Source organism: Saccharothrix coeruleofusca (genome assembly GCF_014648515.1).
GTDB lineage: Bacteria > Actinomycetota > Actinomycetes > Mycobacteriales > Pseudonocardiaceae > Actinosynnema > Actinosynnema coeruleofuscum.
On the sequence record NZ_BMRG01000003.1, the window covers coordinates 420,439 to 442,379 of the forward strand.

General features: G+C 74.3%; 21 protein-coding genes. 14 read left to right on the top strand and 7 right to left on the bottom strand.

What is annotated here, in order from left to right; genetic code table 11:
- Nucleotides 1–79 precede the first annotated feature (79 nt).
- The 4 genes from IEZ00_RS10535 to IEZ00_RS10550 all read left to right on the top strand — a co-directional run bounded on the left by IEZ00_RS10535 (nucleotide 80) and on the right by IEZ00_RS10550 (nucleotide 3,878).
- On the top strand, nucleotides 80–499 hold the full coding sequence (locus IEZ00_RS10535; RefSeq protein ID WP_189222990.1) for a helix-turn-helix domain-containing protein: 420 nt from the start codon (nucleotides 80–82) through the stop codon (nucleotides 497–499).
- Between the two features lie 289 nt (nucleotides 500–788).
- Entirely contained in the window at nucleotides 789–1,640 is an 852-nt protein-coding gene (locus IEZ00_RS10540; RefSeq protein WP_189222991.1) for a PspA/IM30 family protein, read from the top strand.
- Nucleotides 1,641–1,653: 13 nt separating this feature from the next.
- Entirely contained in the window at nucleotides 1,654–2,439 is a 786-nt protein-coding gene (gene pspM / locus IEZ00_RS10545; protein WP_189222992.1) for a phage shock envelope stress response protein PspM, read from the top strand.
- A gap of 194 nt (nucleotides 2,440–2,633) precedes the next feature.
- Complete coding sequence (locus IEZ00_RS10550; RefSeq protein WP_189222993.1) at nucleotides 2,634–3,878, top strand: uracil-xanthine permease family protein; 1,245 nt, start codon at nucleotides 2,634–2,636, stop codon at nucleotides 3,876–3,878.
- A 143-nt stretch (nucleotides 3,879–4,021) separates the two neighbouring features.
- On the opposite strand, the gene IEZ00_RS10555 is transcribed toward IEZ00_RS10550, so the two are convergent.
- Genes IEZ00_RS10555 through IEZ00_RS10565 form a run of 3 tightly spaced genes read right to left on the bottom strand, consistent with a single transcriptional unit; the run spans nucleotide 4,022 to nucleotide 6,698 of the window.
- Nucleotides 4,022–5,044 carry a quinone-dependent dihydroorotate dehydrogenase gene (locus tag IEZ00_RS10555; protein ID WP_189222994.1) on the bottom strand — a complete coding sequence of 341 codons (1,023 nt, stop codon included), beginning with the start codon at nucleotides 5,042–5,044 and terminating at the stop codon, nucleotides 4,022–4,024.
- Nucleotides 5,045–5,054: 10 nt separating this feature from the next.
- Nucleotides 5,055–5,852, bottom strand: coding sequence for a DNA-formamidopyrimidine glycosylase family protein (locus IEZ00_RS10560; RefSeq protein WP_189222995.1), 798 nt, complete (start codon nucleotides 5,850–5,852; stop codon nucleotides 5,055–5,057).
- Between the two features lie 18 nt (nucleotides 5,853–5,870).
- Complete coding sequence (locus tag IEZ00_RS10565) at nucleotides 5,871–6,698, bottom strand: ParA family protein (RefSeq protein ID WP_189222996.1); 828 nt, start codon at nucleotides 6,696–6,698, stop codon at nucleotides 5,871–5,873.
- Between the two features lie 34 nt (nucleotides 6,699–6,732).
- On the opposite strand from IEZ00_RS10565, the gene IEZ00_RS10570 reads away from it, so the two are divergent.
- Together IEZ00_RS10570 and IEZ00_RS10575 are read left to right on the top strand one after the other, a co-directional pair.
- Nucleotides 6,733–7,443: a class I SAM-dependent methyltransferase gene (locus tag IEZ00_RS10570; protein WP_189222997.1), complete on the top strand. Its 711-nt coding sequence runs from the start codon at nucleotides 6,733–6,735 to the stop codon at nucleotides 7,441–7,443.
- A gap of 10 nt (nucleotides 7,444–7,453) precedes the next feature.
- Entirely contained in the window at nucleotides 7,454–8,062 is a 609-nt protein-coding gene (locus IEZ00_RS10575; RefSeq protein ID WP_189222998.1) for a sigma-70 family RNA polymerase sigma factor, read from the top strand.
- A 135-nt stretch (nucleotides 8,063–8,197) separates the two neighbouring features.
- Here IEZ00_RS10575 and IEZ00_RS10580 read toward each other — a convergent pair whose 3' ends face one another.
- A complete protein-coding gene (locus IEZ00_RS10580; RefSeq protein ID WP_189222999.1) occupies nucleotides 8,198–9,529 on the bottom strand; it encodes a glutamine synthetase family protein in 1,332 nt (443 codons plus the stop codon).
- 37 nt (nucleotides 9,530–9,566) lie between these two features.
- Here IEZ00_RS10580 and IEZ00_RS10585 point away from each other — a divergent pair, with 37 nt between their 5' ends.
- The 7 genes from IEZ00_RS10585 (at nucleotide 9,567) to IEZ00_RS10615 (ending at nucleotide 16,017) form a co-directional block, all read left to right on the top strand.
- On the top strand, nucleotides 9,567–10,664 hold the full coding sequence (locus IEZ00_RS10585) for an amidohydrolase family protein (RefSeq protein WP_189223000.1): 1,098 nt from the start codon (nucleotides 9,567–9,569) through the stop codon (nucleotides 10,662–10,664).
- 40 nt (nucleotides 10,665–10,704) lie between these two features.
- Nucleotides 10,705–12,021: a DNA polymerase IV gene (locus tag IEZ00_RS10590; RefSeq protein ID WP_189223001.1), complete on the top strand. Its 1,317-nt coding sequence runs from the start codon at nucleotides 10,705–10,707 to the stop codon at nucleotides 12,019–12,021.
- A gap of 52 nt (nucleotides 12,022–12,073) precedes the next feature.
- Nucleotides 12,074–13,264, top strand: coding sequence for an MFS transporter (locus tag IEZ00_RS10595; protein ID WP_189223002.1), 1,191 nt, complete (start codon nucleotides 12,074–12,076; stop codon nucleotides 13,262–13,264).
- A 68-nt stretch (nucleotides 13,265–13,332) separates the two neighbouring features.
- Entirely contained in the window at nucleotides 13,333–13,974 is a 642-nt protein-coding gene (locus IEZ00_RS10600) for a Crp/Fnr family transcriptional regulator (RefSeq protein ID WP_189223003.1), read from the top strand.
- 83 nt (nucleotides 13,975–14,057) lie between these two features.
- Nucleotides 14,058–14,318, top strand: coding sequence for a hypothetical protein (locus IEZ00_RS10605; protein WP_189223004.1), 261 nt, complete (start codon nucleotides 14,058–14,060; stop codon nucleotides 14,316–14,318).
- A gap of 172 nt (nucleotides 14,319–14,490) precedes the next feature.
- Nucleotides 14,491–15,456: a hypothetical protein gene (locus IEZ00_RS10610; RefSeq protein WP_189223005.1), complete on the top strand. Its 966-nt coding sequence runs from the start codon at nucleotides 14,491–14,493 to the stop codon at nucleotides 15,454–15,456.
- Nucleotides 15,457–15,633: 177 nt separating this feature from the next.
- Nucleotides 15,634–16,017 (top strand): SCO2097 family morphological protein, encoded by a 384-nt coding sequence (locus tag IEZ00_RS10615; protein ID WP_189223006.1) that lies wholly within the window; start codon nucleotides 15,634–15,636, stop codon nucleotides 16,015–16,017.
- A 156-nt stretch (nucleotides 16,018–16,173) separates the two neighbouring features.
- Here IEZ00_RS10615 and IEZ00_RS10620 read toward each other — a convergent pair whose 3' ends face one another.
- Genes IEZ00_RS10620 through IEZ00_RS10630 form a run of 3 tightly spaced genes read right to left on the bottom strand, consistent with a single transcriptional unit; the run spans nucleotide 16,174 to nucleotide 21,003 of the window.
- On the bottom strand, nucleotides 16,174–18,636 hold the full coding sequence (locus IEZ00_RS10620; protein ID WP_189223007.1) for a transglutaminase TgpA family protein: 2,463 nt from the start codon (nucleotides 18,634–18,636) through the stop codon (nucleotides 16,174–16,176).
- Nucleotides 18,636–19,901 (bottom strand): DUF58 domain-containing protein, encoded by a 1,266-nt coding sequence (locus IEZ00_RS10625; RefSeq protein WP_189223008.1) that lies wholly within the window; start codon nucleotides 19,899–19,901, stop codon nucleotides 18,636–18,638. The genes IEZ00_RS10620 and IEZ00_RS10625 overlap by 1 nt, the downstream gene beginning before the upstream one ends.
- Nucleotide 19,902: 1 nt before the next feature.
- Entirely contained in the window at nucleotides 19,903–21,003 is a 1,101-nt protein-coding gene (locus IEZ00_RS10630; RefSeq protein ID WP_189223009.1) for an AAA family ATPase, read from the bottom strand.
- A 447-nt stretch (nucleotides 21,004–21,450) separates the two neighbouring features.
- Here IEZ00_RS10630 and mraZ point away from each other — a divergent pair, with 447 nt between their 5' ends.
- Complete coding sequence (gene mraZ, locus IEZ00_RS10635; protein ID WP_189223010.1) at nucleotides 21,451–21,882, top strand: division/cell wall cluster transcriptional repressor MraZ; 432 nt, start codon at nucleotides 21,451–21,453, stop codon at nucleotides 21,880–21,882.
- Nucleotides 21,883–21,941: the final 59 nt, after the last annotated feature.

Genomic DNA, 21,941 nt, shown 5'->3' on the forward strand with positions numbered 1-21,941 from the left:
GACGTGCCGGGAAGTCGCTGCCCGTCGAGGGGACGGGTCGGTAACGTGGTGGGCACGGCCGGCCGGAAGGAGGCGCGCGATGACCGTGCTGCTACGCGAGGCGATCGGTGATCGGCTCCGCCATGCCCGCACCACCCAACGCCGCACGCTGCGCGAGGTCTCCAGGACCGCACGCGTCAGCCTCGGCTACCTCTCCGAGGTGGAACGCGGCCGCAAGGAGGCGTCCAGCGAGCTGCTGGCGGCGATCTGCGAGGCGCTGGACCTGCCCTTGTCCGAACTGCTGCACCTGGTCGCGTCCGACATCGGCGCGGTCCAGCCGGTGCCGAGCACGGCCGAGCTCACCGAGCGCGTGGAGCCGGCGGCCCCGAGCCTGGAGGGCGGCACCCTGGTGCCCGCGGTGATCGGCAACGACCTGTCCGACCTGAGGCTGCAGCCCGTGCTGTCGCACCGGCTGTCCACATCGCTGGGCGAGCCGCGCGGCGCCGTGGTGGCCGCCTGAACGTCGTTCGACTCCACCGTGAAGCCGAGCCGGTCACCGGCTCGGCTTCTCGCGTGCAACGACTTGGCAACCGAGTGCGGGGTGCGCGCGGCCCCGGCGCGGCGGGCGGGGAGGATGGCCACTGCCGATCGGGGGAGGGTCCGGGGTGGATCAGGGTGATCCCGGATATCTCCCCAGGCCGGTGGAAGCGGCGGGGCACAACTGAGACGATGGAACCAACACCGGCACCGGGTCGTTGCCAATCACGAGCGCGAGCCAGGGAAGTGCGGAGAAGGCAGGCGTAGGAGAGATGGCCAACCCTTTCGTGAAGGCGTGGAAGTACTTCATGGCGGCTTTTTCGTCCAAGATCGACGAGCACGCCGACCCGAAGGTGCAGATCCAGCAGGCCATCGAGGAGGCGCAGCGGCAGCACCAGGCCCTGTCCCAGCAGGCCGCCGCGGTGATCGGCAACCAGCGCCAGCTGGAGATGAAGCTCAACCGGCAGCTGGGTGAGGTCGAGAAGCTGCAGGCGTCCGCGCGGCAGGCGCTCGTGCTCGCCGACGAGGCCAGGGCCAAGGGCGACGAGCAGCGCGCGGCCGAGTTCGAGAACGCCGCGACCTCGTTCGCCACCCAGCTGGTGACCGCCGAGCAGGGCATCGAGGACCTCAAGTCGCTGCACGACCAGTCGCTGCAGGCCGCGGCGCAGGCCAAGCAGGCCGTCGAGCGCAACGCGATGGTGCTGCAGCAGAAGCTGGCCGAGCGGACCAAGCTGCTCAGCCAGCTGGAGCAGGCCAAGATGCAGGAGCAGGTGTCCAACTCGCTGCGCCAGATGACCGAGCTGGCCGCGCCGGGCAACACCCCCTCGTTGGAGGAGGTCCGCGACAAGATCGAGAAGCGGTACACCACCGCCCTCGGCTCCGCGGAGCTGGCGCAGAACTCGGTGCAGGGCCGGATGCTGGAGGTCCAGCAGTCGACCACGCAGATGGCGGGCTCGTCCCGGCTGGAGCAGATCCGCGCGTCGATGAAGGGCGGTTCGGTCGCGGGCGAGATCGCGGGCGCCAAGCCCGGCAGCGCCGCCGCGAGCATCCAGCAGGAGATCCAGCAGCGGGTGCAGCAGAGCCAGCAGCAGACCCAGCAGAACCCGCCCGCGAGCCAGGGCTGACATGGCGTCCGCGATGGATCCCCGGCGACGGGTGGCCGGTGAGATCGCCCAGGTGGTCGGCGCCCAGCTGCAGGGACAACTCGCGGACCAGGTCAGGCGGCGCGTCGCCGCCTGGAACGACCCGCGCGCGAAGCTCGACCGGCGCTACCGCCGGTCGAGCCGCGTGCTGACCTTCTGGCTGATCGTGCTGGCCATCCTGTCCGCGCTCGGCGTGCTGGCCCTGGTCGGCGCGGTGCCGGTGGCCGCGGGCGTGGCCGCCGCGATCGGCATCGCGGGCACCGGCGTGCTCGCCGCCCGCACCGGCGTCAGGATGCGGCAGCTCAACGCCGAGCGCGAACGGCTCGTGCTGACCACGCCGCCGCCCCGCCCCCCGCTGCCCGCCCGCGCCTCGGCCGCCAGGGAGCCGATGGAGCGGCTGCGGGACGCCGAGGACGCGCTGGGCGAGCTGCTGGGCCAGCTCGACTCCGCCGCGCTGACCTCCGTGCCCGCCGACTCCGTCGCCCAGGCCCGCGCCACCGGCAGGGAGGCGTCCTCGGCGCTGCGCGCGGTGTCCATGCAGCTGCAAGCCGTGGAGCGGGCGCGCGACACCGCGCCCCCGCTGGAGCGGGGTCCTCTGGTCGAGGGTGTGCGCAGGCTGCGGGCCCAGCTCGACGAGGGCGTGGACGGCTACTGCGGGCTGGTCGCCGCCGCGGGCCGCGTGCTGGCCGAGAGCAGCGCCGCCCACCCCCGTGAGATCCTGGGTGACGCCACCGACCACTTGGCGGGCCTGGCCTCGGCGTTGCGCGACCTCTCCGGCTGACGTTCACACCTGCGCGAACGCCACTCTTTCACTCAGCGTCATCGAGTCACACAAGTGATCGAGTCGCGCCCCTCCACACTGCTGCAATAGTGTGATTATCAGACCGTTATATAGCGTTGCCCACTACATGGCGTGGCAGGATTCGACATCGGCCACAGCCCGGTGGTCGAGCACGGCGGTCGGGAGGGCATTGAGTGGCGTTGTGGACCGTGCACGGTGACGGGCGCACCACCGACGGTGACGCCATCGCGCCCGACGAGCGGCTGAGCTGGCCGCTCACCATCGGCTTCGGCGCGCAGCACCTCGCCGCCATGATCGGCGCCACCGTCCTGGTCCCCGCCAGCACCGGCCTGCCGGTCAGCACCACGCTGCTGTTCTCCGGCCTGGGCACGCTGCTGTTCCTGGTGCTCACCCGCAACCGGGTGCCCAGCTACCTGGGCGCCTCCTTCGCGTTCATCGCCCCGCTGACCGCCGCGCGCAGCGAGGGCGTCCCGGCACAGTTGGGCGGCGTGCTCGCGGCGGGCCTGCTGGTGGTAGTGGTGGGGGTGGCGGTCAAGGCGCTGGGCGTGCGGATGCTGGAGTCGGTGATGCCGCCCGTGGTCACCGGTGCGGTGGTCATCCTCATCGGGCTGAACCTGTCCCACAGCGCCACCGCGTCGTTCGCCGAGCAGCCACTGCTGGCGGCGGTGACGATGGGGGTCATCCTGCTGTGCGGGGTGCTGGGCCGCAGGCTGTTCTTCCGGTTCTCCGTGCTGCTGGGCGTGGTGGTGGGCTGGGCGCTGGGCTTCGCGCTGGACCTGGTCGACACCGCCGCGCTGGCCCGCGCCGCCTGGTGGGGGCTGCCGGAGATGCACTCCCCGGAGCTGCGCCCGTCGGTGACCCTGATGGTGCTGCCGGTGGTGATCGTGCTGGTCGCCGAGAACGTCGGCCACGTCAAGGCGGTGGCCGCGCTGACCGGCCGCAACCTCGACGGCAGCGTCGGCGACTCGATCATCGCCAACGGCCTGTCCACCGCGCTGGCCGGGGTCGGCGGCGGCACCGGCACCACGACGTACTCGGAGAACATCGGCGTGATGGGGGTGACCAGGGTCTTCTCCACCGCCGCGTTCGCGGTCACCGGGGTGGCCGCGGTGCTGCTGTCGTTCTCGCCCAAGGCCGCGGTGCTGCTGGCCAGCATCCCGCCGGGGGTGCTCGGCGGCGCGACGCTGGTGCTGTTCGGCCTGATCAGCCTGGTCGGCGTGCGGATCTGGCTGGACAACCGGGTGGACCTGACCAACCCCGGCAACGCGCTGGTCGGCGGCGCGGCGCTGGTCGCGGGCGTGGGCAACCTCACCCTGGTGCTCGGCGACCTGGAGCTGGGCGGCCTGGTGTGGGGATCGCTGCTGGTGGTCATCCTGCACCCGGTGCTGCGCTGGATGCGCGCCGCCCGCGGCGCCTGACGCCTGCAAGTACTACCCGCCCCCACCACCGAGGTGCATAACTACTACCCGACCTGTGGCCGCGCGTGCCTGCGATCGCGCGTTCGACGAGCCCGGTAGTAGCAACCGGCCCGCGCGGGGGTGTCGGGTAGTACTTGCAGGTGTCAGGGGATGAGGGACTTGTTGATGCGGCGGACCAGGCCGGGGCCCTCGTAGATGAAGCCGGTGTAGACCTGCAGCAGGCTCGCGCCCGCGTCCAGCATCCGCTTGGCGTCGTCCGGCCCGGCGATGCCGCCCACACCGATGATCGGCAGCTTCCCGGCGGTCTCGCGGCTGACGAACCGCACCACCTCGCGCGCCCGCGCCGCCAGCGGCCTGCCGCTCAGGCCACCCGCCTGCTCGGCCAGCGCCCGGTCGGCCGGGGCCAGGCCCTCCCGCGAGAGCGTGGTGTTGGTGGCGATCAGGCCGTCCACCCGGTGCTCGGCGCACACCTGGAGCAGTTCGCCGATGGCCGCGTCGGTCAGGTCCGGGGCGATCTTGACCAGCAGCGGCTTGCGCGCGCCCAGCGCCGCCATCTCCTCGTTCAACGCCGACAGCAGCTCGGTCAGCGCCGCCCGGTCCTGCAGGCCGCGCAGGCCGGGGGTGTTCGGCGAGCTGATGTTGATCGCGAAGTAGTCGCCGTGCCGGTGCAGCGCCCGCAGCGAGGCGCGGTAGTCCTCCACCGCCCGCTCGACCGGCGTCACCTTCGACTTGCCCAGGCTGATGCCCAGCGGCACGGACAGCCCGCCCAGCCGCTCCAGCCGGTTGGCCAGCTCCTGGGCGCCCTCGTTGTTGAAGCCCATCCGGTTGATGATCGCCTCGCTGGCGCGCAACCGGTACAGCCGCGGCCGGGGGTTGCCCGGCTGCGGGTGCCGCGTCACCGTGCCGACCTCGACGAACCCGAACCCGAGCGCGGGCCACGCGGGCAGCGCGCGGCCGTCCTTGTCCAGGCCCGCCGCCAGGCCGACCGGGTTGGGGAACCGCACCCCGAACACCGTCCGCTCCAGCGACGGGTGCCGCACCGCCGCGCTGACCTTCGCCAACGGGCTCAGCCGGGCGAGCACGCCGAGGGTGGTCTCGTGGACCCGCTCCGCGTCCCCGCCGTGCAGGCGGAACAACGCCCTGCGCACCACTTGCCGGTAGACCACGGGGCACACCCTAGGCGATCGGCCCCGGCTGGCACTTCGGGCACCAGTACGCCACCCGCTCCAGCACCCCCTCGCCCTGCCCGCCGACCCGCACCCGCGTGCCGCAGCGCAGGCACGGCTTGCCGGTCCGCTCGAACACCCAGTGCTGCCGCCCGCGCGCCAGCACCCCGGTGGTGCTCTGCTCCGGGCGCCAGGCGTTGGCCAGCAGCAGCTTGCGGGACAGCCGCACCGCCTCGCGCGGGTCCACCGCGGACACCGGGGACCACGGCGACACGCGCAGCAGGAAGCACACCTCGGCCTTGTAGAGGTTGCCCACCCCGGCCACCACCCGCTGGTCGAGCAGCGCCAGGCCCAGCTCGCGGTCCGGGTCGGCGGTCAGCCTGCGCACCGCCTCGGCCTCGTGCGCGTCCGACCAGTCCTCGGCCAGCAGGTCCGGCCCCAGGTGGCCGACCAGCCTGTCCTCCTGCTCGGTGGGCAGCAGCTCCAGGTCGTGCAGCGCGAACCCCACGGCCACCCGGTCGGGCACCGCCAGCACGGCGCGGACCTGGTGGCCGGGCCGCCGCCACTTCTCGCCCGGCCGGTACAGGTGCCACGCCCCGTCCATCCGGAAGTGGCTGTGCAGGCTCAGCCCGCCGGAGAAGCGGGTGAACAGGTGCTTGCCGACCGACCGGACGCCGAGCACCGCCCGCCCGGACAGGTCGGCCGTCGCCAGGCGGGGGTGCCGCAGCTCGCCCCTGAGCAGCGTCTTCCCGGCCAGGGCGTCGTCGAGGCGGTGCCCGGCCAGGAAGACGGTGTCACCCTCGGGCACCGCGTTCGGCCAGCGCGCTCACGCCTCGATCGCCTCCTGGATCTCCTCGTCGTCGAAGTCGGGGTGCGCCGGGCGGCGACGGCTGCGGCTCATCCGCAGGATGCGCGCCAGCAGCAGGTTGAACGCCAGCGCCACCTCGCGCGCCCCCGGCGTGCCCCACTCGTGGATGGGCATGCAGGCGCCCTGCGCCTGCTGCACCGCGAGCCGGTCCGGCAGCGCCACCGGCATCACCAGCGGGCCGAAGATGTCGCGCAGCTCCTCGATGCGGAACTGGTGCTCGTGCGAGCGCGGCCGGACCCGGTTGACCACCACGCCCAGCGGCTGCAGGCCCGCGTTGTGGGCGCGCTCGGCCTGCACCGCCTCGAACGCCCGCTGCACGCCCGCCACCGCGAACATGGTCGGCTCGGTGACCAGCAGCGCGCGGTCCGCCGCGACCAGCGCCGACCGGGTCAGCTGGCCCAGCGAGGGCGGGCAGTCCAGCAGCACCAGCTGGTAGTCGTCGGCCAGCAGCGCCAGCGCCTCGCGCAGCCTGCCCAGCCGGGTCTCGCCCGGATCGGGGTGGTTGAGCGCCTCGGCGTCCTCCGAGCCCGCCAGCACGTCCACCGACTCGCCCCAGGAGCTGGGCGCGATGGCGGCCCGCACGTTGTCCGGCGTGGGGTCCTCCAGCACGTCGCAGATGCTGCCCGAGGTCTCACCCGGCTCCAGCGTCGATGTGGCGTTGCACTGCGGATCCAGGTCGATGACCAGCGTCCGGACCCCGCGCCGGAGCGCGGCCGACGCTAGGCCGAGCGCGACCGTGGTCTTCCCTACGCCACCCTTGAGGCTGAGCACCGCGACCGTATGCACGATGTGCAGCCTACGGTCTCTAGGCTGCTGTGCCATGCGACCGGACGCCGTACACAGGGTGCTCGACACCGAGCTCGCCGCCGCGCGGGAGCGCCGAGGCGGCCAACCGCCCAGGGTCCTCGACGTCGGCGGGGGCAGCGGGGTGTGGGCCGTGCCGCTGGCCGCGGCGGGCTGCGCGGTCACCGTCATCGAGCCCAGTCCGAACGCGCTGGCCACGCTGCACCGCCGGGCCGAGGAGGCGGGCGTGGCGCAGCGCATCACCGCGGTGCAGGGCGACGCGGACGCGCTGGGTGAGGTCGCCGTCGACGGCGCGGCCGACCTGGTGCTCGGCCACGGGCTGCTGGAGGTCGTGGACGACGCCGCCGCGGCGCTGGCCGCGCTGGCCGCCGCGGCGGCCCCCGGCGCGGCGGTGTCCGTGCTGGTCGCCAACCGCTACGCGGCGGTGCTCCAGCGGGCCGTCGCGGGCCGGTTCGACGACGCGCGGAAGCTGCTCGACGACGCTGCGCACTCGCTGCCCCGCAGGTTCGACGCGCAGGGTCTTGAGACCCTGGTCCGCGCCGCGGGCCTGGAGGTAGAACTGCTCCAAGGGCACGGGATCGTCGCCGATCTGGTGCCAGGGGCCGTGCTGGAGGCGAATCCCGGCGCGGCGGAAGCACTGGCGGAGCTGGAACTGGCCGCCGCGGCCCGGTCGCCGTTGCGCGACGTGGCCGCCCGGCTGCACGTGCTGGCCCGCCGTCCAGGCTGAGCGGAGTGGCATGGCAGGAGTCGACGCACCCGAACCCGTTTTACCGACCGCGGTCCGCTGCACCGCCGAGCAGGTCAGAGCCGCCGCGTCCGGCGACCGCGCGGCCGTGCGGCAGTTGTTGTCGGCCATCCGCCCCCTGGTGGTGCGGTACTGCCGCGCCCGCGTCGGCAGCCGGGAGCGGTCCTTCGCCTCGGCCGACGACGTGGCCCAGGACGTCTGCCTGGCGGTGCTGACCGCGCTGCCCACCTACCGCGACCAGGGCCGCCCGTTCCTGGCGTTCGTCTACGGCATCGCGGCGCACAAGGTGGCCGACGCGCACCGCCACGCCGCGCGCAACCGGGCGGAGCCGGTGTCGGAGGTGCCCGACGGGCCGGAGACCGCCGCAGGGCCGGAGCAGCGGGTCGTGCAGGGCGAGCTGACCGAGCGGATGGCCCGGCTGCTGCGGCTGCTGCCGGACAAGCAGCGGGAGATCCTGGTGCTGCGCGTGGTGGTGGGCCTGTCCGCCGAGGAGACCGCCGCGGCGGTCGGGTCCACGGCGGGCGCGGTGCGGGTGGCCCAGCACCGGGCGCTGGCCAAGCTGCAGAAGGCGCTGACGCGACAGGAGCACCCGGTGGCCTGACAAGCGCCTGCAAGTACTACCCGACGTGCTCGCGAGGGCCGTTGACTACTACCCGACTCCGCGAAAGCGCGGTTCGGGGTGCGCGAGTGCGCGGTTCGGGGTGCCTGGACGCTCGACTCGTGCCCGGAACAGCGGCTAGTGCCGCCAGCGGGTGGCCGCGGCGACCTGTTCGGCGCCGACCCCCTCGAACAGCGCGACCTCGCCCCGCCGCACGTCGGCGACGGTTGCCGCGAACTCGGCCCCGAACGCCTCGCGGAGCACTTCGTCGGCCTCGAACGCGGCCACCGCCTCGGCCAGCGTCGTGGGCAGCCGGGGCACGTCGGGCAGCGTCGCCGGGTCCACCGCCAGCGGCTCGGGCAGCCGGGCCCGGTCGGCCATCCCGGCCAGGCCCGCCACCAGGGTCGCGGCCACCACCAGGTAGGGGTTGGCGGTCAGGTCGTAGCACTTGACCTCCAGCGACCGGCCCGCGACCAGCCGCAGCGCGGTCTCCCGGTTCTCCAGGCCCCACGCGGCGAAGCAGCCCGCCCAGTGCGACGGCACCAGCCGCAGGTAGCTGGCCACCGAGGGGCAGCCGATCGCGCACAGCGCGGGCAGCCCGCGCAGCACGCCCGCGGCGAACGCCTCGGCCTCGGCGGTCAGGCCGAACGGACCGTCGCCGCCCGCGAACAGCGGCCGCCCGTCGCGCCACAGGCTCAGGTGCAGGTGCCCGCCGTTGCCGACGCCGTCGGCGAGCACCTTGGGCGAGAAGGAGGCGCGCAGGTCGTGCCGGGAGCTGATCGCCCGGATCGTCTCGCGCACCAGCACGGCGGTGTCGGCCGCGCCCACCGGGTCCTCCGGCGCGGTGGACACCTCGAACTGGCCGGGCGCGTACTCCGGGTGCAGCTGCAGCACCTCGACGCCCTGGTCGGCCAGCGCGGCGAGCAGGTCCGCGGCGTAGTCGGACACCTCGACCTGCCGGGCGTGCCCGTAAGCGGGGCCGAGGGCAGCGGGCACGAACTCGTCGGTGCCGGTGCGGCCGACCACCCACTCCACCTCGAACCCGGCCAGCGCCTCCAGGCCCCGCGCGGCCAGCCGGTCCGCCACGGCGCGGGCCAGCCCGCGCTCGTCCTGCGGGTGCCGCCCGCCGTCCTGGTCGTACCGGTCCGCGGGCGCCCACGCCCAGCCCGGCTGGCCCGCCAGCGGCGTGAGCCGGTCCAGGTCCGGGTGCAGCCGCAGGTCGCCGACCGGGCCGCCCGCGTGCCGCCCGGCCACGATCGAGTCGTCCAGCAGGAAGGCGTCGAACACCGGGGACGCGCCGACGCCCCGCGCGGCGGCCTCGGGCAGCCCGGCCAGCGGCACGGACTTCACCCGCGTGATGCCGCTGTGGTCGACCCAGGTGATGGCGACCGCGACCACGTCCCGGTCGGCCAGCTCGCCGACCAGGTCGCGCGCCCGCTGGTACCGGCGGTCCCGCTCGGCAGCGTCCATGAGGTGCTGGGTACACCCGCTCACTACCCTCGGACAAGTGGACTCGCTGCTGCCCTGCGCGGCAGGCGCCCGGCTGGTGGACCACCACTGCCACGGCGTGCTGGCCGCGGACCTCGACCGCGCCGGGTTCGAGGAGCGGTTGACCGAGGCGGCGGAGGTCGGCCCGCTGGGCACGACGCTGTTCGACTCCTCGATCGGGCTGGCGGTGCTGCGGTGGTGCGCGCCGGTGCTGGACCTGCCGCCGCACTGCGCGCCCGACGAGTACGTGCGGCGGCGCCGGTCGCTGGGTGCGGCCGAGGTCAACCGGGCGTTCCTGGTCGCCTCGGGCATCGACGACTTCCTGGTGGACGCGGGCATCTGGCCGGACGGCTTCGCCGACCCGGCGTCGTGGACCGGGCGGTCCTTCGACGTGGTGCGGCTGGAGGCGCTGGCCGAGGACGTGGTGGTGGCGGGCGCGCGGGGGTTCCCGGACCGGGTGCGCGCGGCGCTGGCCGCCCGCGACGCGGTGGCGGCGAAGTCGATCGCGGCCTACCGCGTGGGGCTGGACCTGGACCCGGCGCGGCCGTCCGACGGCGAGGTCGAGGCGGCGGCCCGGCGGTGGCTGGGGTCGGGGTCCTCGCGGTGCGCGGACGAGGTCCTCTCCCGGTTCCTGGTGTGGGAGGCGGTCGACCGGGGGCTGCCGGTGCAGTTCCACGTCGGCTACGGGGACTCCGACGTCGACCTGCACCGCTGCGACCCGCTGCTGCTCACGCCGCTGCTGCGGGCCACGCGGTCGCGCGGGGTGCCCATCCTGCTGCTGCACAACTACCCGTTCCACCGCCACGCCGGGTACCTGGCGCAGGTGTTCCCGCACGTGTTCGCCGACCTGGGCCTGGCCACCCACGCCGTGGGCCACCAGGCGAGCCGGGTGCTGGCCGAGGCGCTGGAGGTCGTGCCGTTCGGCAAGTTCCTGTTCTCCACCGACGCCTTCGCGCTGGCGGAGCTGTACTACCTGGGCGCGCTGCTGTTCCGCCGGGCGCTGTCCGACTTCCTGGTCGACGGCCTGCGCCGGGGCGCCTTCACCGAGTCGGACGCGGAACGGGTGTGTCACCTGGTAGGAGGAGGGAACGCGCGTCGCGCGTACCGGCTGGACTAGAGTGTCGAACAGCTGTTCGAGATCGTTTCCGGAGGTGGTCGTGGGACGCAGCGCGGACCTGCCGCGCGGTCTGCTCGACCGCTTCCTGGCACGTGGCGACCAGTGGCCCGACGACACCGGCTGCCCGATGCTGCACGTGGACATGGACGCCTTCTACGCCTCGGTGGAGATCCGGGACCGGCCCGAGCTGGCGGGCAGACCGGTCGTCGTCGGCGGCACGGCGCACCGGGGCGTGGTGGCCTCGGCGAACTACCTGGCGCGCGAGTTCGGCGTCCGCTCGGCCATGCCCACCGCGCACGCGCGGCGGCTGGCCCCGCACGCGGTGTTCGTGCCGCCGAACTTCGCCCGGTACCAGGAGGTCTCGCGCGGGGTGATGGCGATCTTCCGGGACATCACGCCGCTGGTCGAGCCGCTGAGCCTGGACGAGGCGTTCCTGGACGTCAGCGGCGCGCTGCGGCGGCTGCGCGCCACCCCGGCGGCGGTGGCGCGGTCGATCCGGGAGCAGGTCGAGCGGGCGCACGGCATCACCTGCTCGGTCGGCGTGGCCCCGACCAAGTTCGTGGCCAAGCTGGCCTCGGGCATGTGCAAGCCCGACGGCATGATGGTGGTCCCGCGCGCCGAGGTGCTGCAGTTCCTGCACCCGCTGCCGGTGTCCGCGCTGTGGGGCGTGGGCAAGCGCACGGCCGAGCAGCTGGAGCGGGTCGGGCTGGAGCGGGTGGCCGACGTGGCGGCGATGCCGCTGCCCCGGCTGCGCAGGGTGGTCGGCGGGGCGCTGGCCGACCACCTGCACGCGCTGGCCAGGGGGCACGACGACCGGCCGGTGGTGCCCTCGACGCGGGAGAAGTCGATCGGCGCGGAGGAGACCTTCGAGGTCGACCACCACGACCGCGAGCTGCTGCGCCGGGAGCTGCTGCGGCTGTCCGAGCGGACCTCGGCGACGCTGCGGGCCAGGGGGCTGCGCGGGCGGACGGTGTCTATCAAGGTCCGGTTCGCCGACTTCACCACGATCACCCGCGCGAAGACCCTGCGGGTGGCCACGGACGTGACCAGGGAGGTCTACCGCACCGCGGCGACCCTGCTGGACGAACAGGTCCCGCCGGGCGCGGTGCGGCTGATCGGCGTCCGGGTGGAGCAGCTGGTGCAGGGCGAGGACGGCGAGCAGCTGGTGCTCGACGCCCCGGAGCGCGGCTGGCGCGAGGCAGAGCAGGCGGCGGACCAGGCCAGGACCCGCTTCGGCACGGCGGCGGTCCGCCCCGCGTCGCTGCTCGGCGCGCGGCCGGGGCGCGCGGACGAGGACCGGCCGAAACCCGACCGGGGAGGAGCACCGCCCCCGGCGCACCAGCCGGGCGGGCCGTGACCTCCGCCGATATTCCTTTGGCGTGCTCAGGGCCGTGCAGCAGGCTGGCCGCGTGACACAGCAGACGATCATCACCGACCCGTCGGGCACGAGCCGCTGGCGCCGGATCGCCGCCCTGGGGGCGCTCTCGGTGGGCACGTTCAGCTTCGTCACCACCGAAGCCGCGCCGATCGGCCTGCTCACGCTGATCGCCGAGGACCTGGACCGGTCGCTGACCACGATCGGCTCCCTGGTCAGCGCGTACGCGGCCGTGGTGGTGCTGGCGTCGGTGCCGCTGACCAGGCTGACCCGCGACCTGCCCCGGCGCACCCTGCTGGGCGGCCTGCTGGCGGTGTTCGCGGTGGCCACCCTGGCCTCGGCCCTCGCGCCGACCTTCGAGCTGCTGCTGGTGGCCCGGCTGGTCACCGCGCTGTCGCAGGCCCTGTTCTGGAGCGTGGTGGCGCCCGTCGCGACCGGGATGTTCCCGGCGCACCGGCACGGCGCGGTCGTCTCGACGCTGTTCACCGGCAGCTCCCTGGCCCCGGTGCTGGGCATCCCGGCGGGCACCTGGCTGGGCGTGCAGGTGGGCTGGCGGGCGACGTTCCTCGCGCTGGCCGCGATCGTGACCGCGACCTGCGTCGTGGTGATCGCCCTGTTGCCCGCCGGGGGCGGGAGCGAGCGGAGCGCGGCCGGGGAGGAGGCCGACGCCCGTCGCTACGCCTGCCTGGTCGTGGTCACCGCGCTGGGCATCACCGGCCTGTTCAGCGCCTACACCTACATCACCGCGCAGCTGCTCGACGTGGCCGGGTTGCCGAGGCAGTCGCTGGGCGTGGTCCTGCTGGGCACCGGGGCCGCGGGCGTGCTGGGCGCGCTGATCAGCGGGCGGCTGGTCCAGCGCAGGCCGCTGATCAGCCTCGTCGTGCCGCTGGCCACGATGGCCGCGGCGATGCTGCTGCTGTTCCTGGCCGGGCGGTGGCTGCCCGCCGCCGTCGTCGCGGTCGCGCTGCTGGCGCTGGCGGGCAGCTGGTTCGCGGCCGCGCTGCAGGGCCGGGTGCTGCGGGTGGCGCCGCTGAGCACCGACATCGCCTCCGCGGGCAGCTCGACCGCCTACAACGCGGGCATCCTCGCGGGCTCCTGGCTGGGCGGCGTGCTGGTGGACGGTCCGGGCCTGCCTGCGACGGCGCTGGCGGGCAGCCTGCTCGCCGCGGCGGCCACGCTGGTCATGCTGACCGAGCCGCTGTTGGCCAGGCGGAAGCTCCGCTGATCGAGCCGTTCGGGTGTCATCCGAACCCATTTCGACCACGCTCGGCGAACACCCGGCACCCTGGGGGTGTGGACCGCTTCTGGACCTTGCTGACGCCCGCGGAGCACGCGCTGCTCAGCGGCAGCGGGGTCGAGCGCGACTACCCGCAGGGTTCGGTGGTCTGCCACGAGGGGGAGGTCACCGCGCACGTCCTGGTCGTGCTGCGCGGCCTGCTCAGGGTGACCGCGACCTCGGCGCACGGCCACGAGAGGGTGCTGGCGGTCCGGGGCGCGGGTGACATCGTGGGGGAGCGGTCGGCGGTCGACGGGCTGCCGAGGTCGGCCACCGTGCGGGCGCTGAGCGCGGTGCGCGCCCTGGTGGTGTCGGCGGCGGCGTTCGCCGCGCTGTGCCAGCGGCACCCGCGCATCGCCTGGGCCGTGCTGACCGTGGTGGTGGGCCGCCAGCGCGACACCGACCGGCAGCGCGTCCAGTTCAGCGGCACGGCCACCCAGCGCGTCTCGGCCGTGCTGGTCGACGTGGCCCTCCGGCGCGGCGTCGCCGACGGGGGCGCGGTGTCGCTGAGCCAGGAGGAGCTGGCGGGCATCGCGGGCACGTCGCGCGAATCGCTGGTGCGCGTGCTGCGCTCGTTGCGGGACGAGGGCATCATCAGCACCGGCAGGCGCAAGATCGAGATCCACGACGTGGACCGCCTCCACGAGTTCACCAGCTGATTCCCCGGAGTGCGTCATCTGACGCAGACCCGGCGTCCCCGGCCTCTTACAAATGAGGTACGTCGGAGCCCGGAGGGGGAGTCATGAACCACAACGAGGAGCACGGGAAGTCCCGCCGTCGGTCCATCGAGCACCTGGTCTGCGCGGTGGTGTTCACCGCGGTGCAGCTGTGGGCGGTGGTCTTCGTCCTGGTCGGCCTGGACGTGGGGGGCGCGCAGGCGCTGGCCGTGGCGGTGCTGGCCGCGGGCGGCCTGCTGGCCGTCCACGACGCGTGGCGCGAGGTCCACCCGGTCAAGCGCGCCGAGAAGGCGTCGGTCGAGCCGGGGGAGCTGGTGCGCCAGTGAGCTCGCGGCGGTCTTCGAGGGGTGGCCGCCGCCGCCCGCCGGTCCTCTCCGGAACGCGCTCCGGAGAGGACCGGCGGGGTCTCGACCCCCGAGTTGTCCACAGCCCACCCAGTTGTCCACAGGTCGTGATCACCGGCTCGACCGGGCGAGCGCGACCGACCACAGTGGACGCATGCGCCACACCAACCGCGCCACCGTCGACCTCGACGCGCTGGGACACCTGTTCACCCACCGCGTCGCCAAGGTCTCCGAGCTGATCCACCTCGGCCTGTCCGGCCGGGTGCTGCTGGACCGCTGCCGCCCCGGCGGCCCGTGGCAGCTCCTGCTGCCCGGTGTCCTGCTGCTGGACCGCACACCGCCCACCCGGTGGCAACTCGCGCAGGCCGCCCTGCGCCACGCCGGACCGGGCGCCCTGCTGACCGGCTTGGACGCGGTGCTGCTGCACGGCCTGCACGTGCTGCCCGCCATCGGCCCGGTGCACGTGCTGGCCACCCGCCGCGCCCCGCCCGTCGACCGGGTCCGGGTCACCCGCGCGCGAGCGCTGCCCGCGCTCGTGCTGCGCAAGGGGTTCCCCACCGCCCCGCTGCCCAGGGCGGTGGCCGACGCCGTCCGGTTCCTGCCCGGCCACGAGGCCGTCCGCGCGCTGCTCGCCGAAGCCGTCCGCGCCGGTGTCGCGGTGGCGGAGCTGAGGGCGGGTCTGCGCCGGGGCTGCGAGGGGGCCCGCCGCGTCCTGGCCGAGCTCGACCGGGGCGGGCCGGGCGCGCCCGGTCGGCGACCACCTCGCCGCGTCGAGCCGCCTGCTCCGGTCCGGCGGCTGCTGGACCGGTCGGGAGTGCCCCCGCCGCGCTGGGGCGTGCCGCTGCGCTCGGCGGAGGGGCGTGCGCTGGGGTCCGCCGACGCCTGGTGGGACGAGTTCGGCGTGGCGTGGCAGTTCCGCACCCCGCCGTCGGGCTCGCGGGCGCTGGCGGCGACCGGCGTGGTGGTCGTCCAGACCAGTGCGCGGGAGCTGCGGCACGCTCCGGAAGCGGTGGGCGCCCACCTGCTGCGCGCGCTGGCCGCGGCACGGGCGCGTCCGCGTCCGGCGGTGGCGGCGGGGGAGGGGGTGCGGACGGGTCGTCTGGACCTCACGGAGGTCTGACCGTTGCCCCGTGAGGATGATGGTGACCGAAGAGACCGCCCAGGAAGGCGGACTGGGTAGTCGCGGAGGCTCGCGAATCGTATCCTGGTCGTGACACCCCCAGGGCGGGGCGTCCGCCGGGACCGGCGGCAACCGTGACCACCCGGCGCCCGCGACCGCTGTGCCGGAGGAGGAGCCATGCCACTCTCCGAGCACGAGCAGCGACTGCTCGACCAGATCGAGCGCGCGCTCTACGCCGAGGACCCGAAGTTCGCATCCACCGTGCGCGGCGCCAAGCTGCGCAAACCGTCCCGACGTCGGCGCATCTACGGCATCGTGTTGTTCGCCGTGGGTGTGGCGCTGCTGGTGACAGGTGTGATGTTGCCGAAGCTCGCTGGTATCCCGGTGGTGAGCGTGGTCGGTTTCCTGTTGATGTTCTTCGGCGTGCTGTTCACCATGACGACGCTGCGTCGTGGTGAGCAGGGTGCCGAGGAGCCCAACGACGAGGGAAGCAGGCCCAGCCGCAGCTCGTTCTCGCAGAAGATGGAAGAACGTTTCCGTCGTCGCTTCGAGAACGAGTAGCAGCCCGACCCGACACACACGGCCCGCCCGCCCAGGGCGGGCCGTGGGTTGTGTTGCGCGCTCCGTGACCCGTGGGACGACCCGCGGGCCGGGCGTCCAGTTCCGCACCTAGCCGTCCTGCGGGGGCCGAGCACCGAGCCCGGCCCCCGCAGCACGTCAGTCCTCCGACGGCTCCACGGGCGGCTTGGGGCGCAGCACCGACCGCGGCAGCACCCTCGCCCGCAGCGCCAGGGGCGCGTTGCGGCTCATGCTCTCCCGCACGTCGTCGACCGCCTTGGGCAGCGCCGGGTCCGCACCGCCGTGCGCGCTGTACCAGGACCGCTCCACCGCGCCCACCACGGCCCGCAGCCCGTCGCGCCCCCGGTCGTCGAGGTTGTGCTCCCGCGCCAGGCGGCGCGCCGCGACCCGCACCGTCTCCGTGTTCGGCACCCGCGTCCCGCGGTCCACCGACTCGGCCAGCAGCTCCTGCCACGCCGCGCCCGCCGCGTCCGGTCCCAGCGCCGCCACCGCCCGGAGCCTGCCGCGCCTGCGGTACTCGCGCACCGCCGCCGGGGCGAACGCGGCCACGAGCAGCACCAGCGGCACCACCAGCCACCACGACAGCAGCGCCACCAGCAGGACCAGCGCGACCGCCGCCGAGACCGCTCCGGAGACCGCCGCCACCGTCGAGGCCAGGCCGGTCGGCCCCGGACGCCGCCACGACATCGTGCGCGGCCCCTTCCCGGCGGCTCGCAGCAGCAGCGCCAGCACCAGGGCCATCAGCACCGCCACGGCCAGCGCCGTCCACAGCGACACCACGTGCCACGTCGGCGCCGCCGACTCCGCCGCGCCCGCCTCGCCCTGCCCGAGGTTCTCCGGCGCCGCGGAGGTCGAGCTCTCGGCGCCCGGCGCGGTGGTGGTCGTGGTGGTCGTCGTCGCGCTGGTGCTGCTGTCGCTCTCCTCGCCGTCGGGGTTCTGGCCCGCGATGTAGGGCGGGACGACGCCGCGCCCGTCGGACAGCGGGGTCGGGTCGAACACCATCCAGCCGTAGCCGGGGAAGTAGATCTCCACCCAGGCGTGCGCGTCCTGCGTGGTGATCGACTGGAAGTCCGACACCGGGTACCCGGCGGTGAAGCCGATCGCCACGCGGGCGGGCATCCCGACCGAGCGGGCCATGATCGCCATCGCGGAGGCGTACTGCTCGCAGAACCCGGTCTTGCCGTTGAACACGAAGTCGAACAGGGCGTCGGCGCTGGTGTCGCCGCTGGTCTCGGTCGTGTACTTGAAGCCGTTGGTGCCGTCGGTGAAGTACTCGTACAGCGCGGTGGCCTTGTCGAACTGGTTGGTCGCGCTGCTGGTCAGCTCCAGCGCCAGGGCGCGCACCCGGTCGTCCACGCCGTCGGCCTGGAAGTAGGCGCGGTCGACCTCGCCGACCGAGCCGGTGGCCCGGCGCAGCGCGTCGGCGGGGGGCGTGGCCAGCACGGTGTCCAGCTCGTACTCGCCCGCCTTGCGCGCCCGGACGCTGTAGACCATGCCGCGGGCCGGGTCGAACCGCCAGTTGTCGTCGACGTTGTCGATGCGGCGCGGCTTGCCGTACACCGGCAGCCAGTTGTCCAGCCAGCCCACCGGCTCGATCCTGACCTTGGTGCGCTCGCCGTCGCCGGAGTCGCCCGGCTGGAACGGCAGGTCGCCGCCCGCGGGCACGCCGACGGGCAGGTCCTCGCCGAGCTGCCAGCCCTGGTTGGGCACGAACTCGCGCAGCGTCATGGCCCGCAGGTACGACGACCGGTCCAGCCCGCGCACCCGGAACAGCTCGCGGCTGGCGCCCTGGTTGAGCATCCCGCGCAGCTCGGTCATCGGGTCGATGCCCAGCCCGCCCGCGCCGCCGCCCACCTGGTCGCCCGCGCCGGGCAGCCTGCCGACGGTGCCCACCGGGGTCAGGCTCGCGCCCGCCACCAGCGCCACCACCACGGCCAGCCCCGCCACGCCCGCCGCGGCCGGTCCCGACCCGCCCGCGCCGCCGCCACCCCTGCCCCGCCACGCGCTGTGCCGGTGCTGGCCGTCCACGGCCAGCAGCAGCGCGAACGCCACCGCGCCGGCGACGAACGTCCACAGCGGCAGCATCTCCTCGGCCAGCGAGGCGGGCACCGCGAACACGCACAGCAGCACCAGGCCCGACGCGGCGGGCGCGGCCGCGGCGACGGCGAGGGTGTCCACCGCGACGGCGACCAGGCCGATCGCCACCATCACCAGGCAGCGCATGGCGTTGCTGTCGGGCACCGGCGGCACGCCGGTCTGCACCTCGCTCAACGCCTCGGCCAGCACGCCCACCAGGTCCTGCAGCGCCTGCGGTCCGGGCAGCACCACCAGCACGCCGCTGCGGGTGAACAGCGTCACCAGCACGCACAGCAGCGCCAGCAGCTGCCCGAGGAACACCACCGGCGTGGGCAGCCGCGTGGTGCGCAGCAGCACGCCGGTGCCCGCCACCACCATGACCGCCACGGCCACGTAGACCAGCCACAGGACGCCCGCGATCACGCTCGACAGCGCGGTCGCCGCGCACAGCGTGGCCAGGCCCGCGACGGCGGGGGTGGCCGTCACCGCCCAGTTCTCGCCCGTCGCGGCGGTGTTGCCTGCCACTAGCCCACCTCCGTGCGCACCACCGGGCCGCGATTGCCCGCGCTGTGGCACAGCTGCTGCCACACCTGGTTCATCGGGGTCGAGGGCGTCGCCACGGCCACGCCCCAGCCCGCCGCGCCCAGCAGCCGCCGAGCCTCGGCCGGGTCCGGCGCCGGGTCCTCGTTCGGCCCGGCCCACGCCTTGACGTCCAGCACCACGGCCAGGCTGCGCATCCCGCGCGGCCGGTTGCGGGCCATCGCGTCCACCGCGGCGGGCGTGCACGCGCCGAGCACGGCGATGACCTCCTGGCCCGCGCCGGGGTCCAGGCCCGCGGCGGGCTCGCGCCGGTGCGAGGGCTGCAGCGCGGCCAGCGCGTCGAGCACCACGCCGTCGCTGTGCCCGCCGTCGGCGGAGCCGCCCGCCAGCACCCGGCCGTCCTCGCCGACCAGCCGCACCTGGTGGCCGAACCGGTGCAGGTGCAGGCACACCGACGCGGCGAAGGACACCGCCCACTCCAGGCTCGCGCCGGGGCCGCCGCCGCGGTGCGCGACCAGCCGGTGGTCCAGCAGCACGGTGGTGCCGCCGCGCCACGGCCGCTCCTCGACCCGCACCATCAGCTCGTCGCGGCGGGCGGTGGAGCGCCAGTGCACCTTGCGCAGGTCGTCGCCGTGCCGGTAGGGCCGCACCACCGCGTCGTCCTCGCCCTGGCCCGCGCGCAGCCGGATCGACCCGTCGTCGCCCGCGCCCATGCCCGAGCCGCTGGGCAGCCCGGTCAGCGGCACCACCCTGGGCACCACGACCAGCCTGCTGCGCCCGGCCATCTCGCGGTCGAACTCGGCCAGGCCGAACGGGTCGGTGATCCGCGCCAGCAGCGGGCCGACCTGCTGGACGCCGCGCATCACCGGCTTGAGCTGGTAGCGCAGCGCGGTCACGGTGTTGCGGGGCAGCCGCTCGACCACGAACCTGGGCCTGCTGCCCAGCGCGTAGGGCACGGAGTCCTCCAGCAGCAGGCCGCCGGTGGGCAGCCGCCCGGTGCTGCGCAGCTCCACGCGCACCTCGCAGGCCGCGCCGACCTGGACCCGGCCGGGGAACAGCAGCCGCGTCGCGTGCAGGCCGACCCGCGCCCGCTGGGCCAGCCAGGCGGCCAGCAGCGGCAGGGCCACCACGAACGCCGCCACGCGCAGCAGGTCGCGCTCGTTGAGCACGACCCCGCACAGCGCGGCGGCGAACCCCGCGGCCAGCAGGCAGCGTCCGCGGGTGGTCAACCCCGACAGGGCGCCGCGCATGTCAGCGGTTGGGGTTGACGTTGTGCAGGAACTGCCCGGTGGGGTCCAGCGCCGCCTGCGGCACCGGCACCCGCTGGAGCAGGTGGCGCACCAGGTCGGCGGCGGACCGCCGGGCCGCCTGGGCCTCCGCGGTGAGCACCAGCCGGTGCGCCAGCACCGGCACGGCCACCGCGTGGATGTCGTCGGGCACCACGAAGTCGCGGCCCGCCAGCGCCGCCTGCGCCCGCGCGGCCTGCACCAGTTGCAGCGTCGAGCGGGGTGAGGCGCCCAGCCGCAGGTCGGGCAGCCGCCGGGTGGCGCCGACCAGCTCCACCGCGTACCGGCGGACCTCCGGCGACAGGTGCACCCGGCGCACCGCCTTGATCAGCTTGTGCACCTGCTCGCCGTCGGAGACCGGGCGCAGCTGGGCCAGCGGGTCGTGGCCCGCGTGCTCGTCGACCATGGCCATCTCGGCGGCCGGGTCGGGGTAGCCGATCGACACGCGCGCGGTGAACCGGTCCCGCTGCGCCTCGGGCAGCGCGTAGGTGCCCTCCATCTCGATCGGGTTCTGGGTGGCGATCACCATGAACGGCGCGCGCAGCGGGTAGGTGTTGCCGTCGACGGTGACCTGCTGCTCCTCCATGCACTCCAGCAGCGCGGACTGCGTCTTGGGCGAGGCCCGGTTGATCTCGTCGCCGACCACGATGTTGGCGAACACCGGGCCCGGGCGGAACTCGAAGTCGTTGTCCTGCCGGTTGTAGATCGAGACCCCGGTGATGTCGCTGGGCAGCAGGTCGGGGGTGAACTGGATGCGGCTGACGGTGCAGTCGATGGACCGGGCCAGCGCCTTGGCCAGCGAGGTCTTGCCGACCCCCGGCACGTCCTCGACCAGCAGGTGGCCCTCGGCCAGCAGGGTGACCAGCGCGACCCGGACCACCTCGGGCTTGCCGACGATGACCTTCTCGACGTTGGCGGCGATCCGCCCGACCACCGCGTGCAGCTCGCCCAGCAGCTCCTCCGGCCTGCCCTGCGGGTGGGCCGCGTTGCTGTTGCCGTTGTTGTGCGTCCCGCCCCCGCCGTAGGCGTGCTCGGGTAGTGCGGCTGGCTGGGTACTCGGAGTCACTCGACCTCCTGGGGCGGGGCCCACCCTCGACCGGTTCGCGGAGGTGGTGAGCGTTTCACGAAGTGTGTCAAAACGGGGCTAAGCCCCGCGCCGATTGAACAGATTCGGCTCGCAGGTTTCCACGGGCGACTCGGGGGACCGGTTCACCACCTCCTTCCACGATTCCCCACCTGGCGCGGACGTGAACCTGTTTTGGCCGTTTTTGCTACTCCGTTCGAGTGAAGATCTGGCCTCTCGGACTCACTCGCAGAGGTGGAGGTGGCTCGCTTCCCCCACCACCATCCCCGCTGACCGCAACGCTTCTACCAGCATAAACGTCTCCGGCCTGACGGCTTGACGCCCCGTTTCAGCGTTGACTGTGGTGAAAAGTGGGGTACTGTGGCGGCCGGTGGGGCAGACGGGGGCCTCACTGCCGGTCGCGGGTCCAGCGACGGGAGGTGGGGCGCCGTGTTCCTCGGCACGCACCACCCGAGGTTGGACGACAAGGGCCGGCTGACGATGCCTGCGAAGTTCCGCGACGCGCTAGCGGGGGGTCTGATGGTCACCAAGGGCCAAGACCACTGCCTCTACGTGTTCCCGCGGGCCGAGTTCGAGCAGATGGCGCGCAAGGTCGCGGAGGCTCCCTTCACCAACGAAGCCGTCCGCGCCTACCAGCGCTACCTGTTCGCGGGCACGGACGAGCAGCGGCCGGACGGCCAGGGCCGGGTGCTGATCGCCCCGGAGTTGCGCCGCTACGCCGGGTTGACCAAGGAGTGCGTGGTCATCGGCGCGATCAACCGGCTGGAGATCTGGGACGCGCAGGCGTGGCAGCGCTACCTGGAGGAGCACGAGGACCGCTACGCCGAGGCCCGCGAGGAGGTGCTGCCCGGCGTGTTCTGATCGGCCGGATCGCTTTGTGGTTTCGGGTGCCGTGAGGCCTCGGTCCGCTCGGCTTTCGG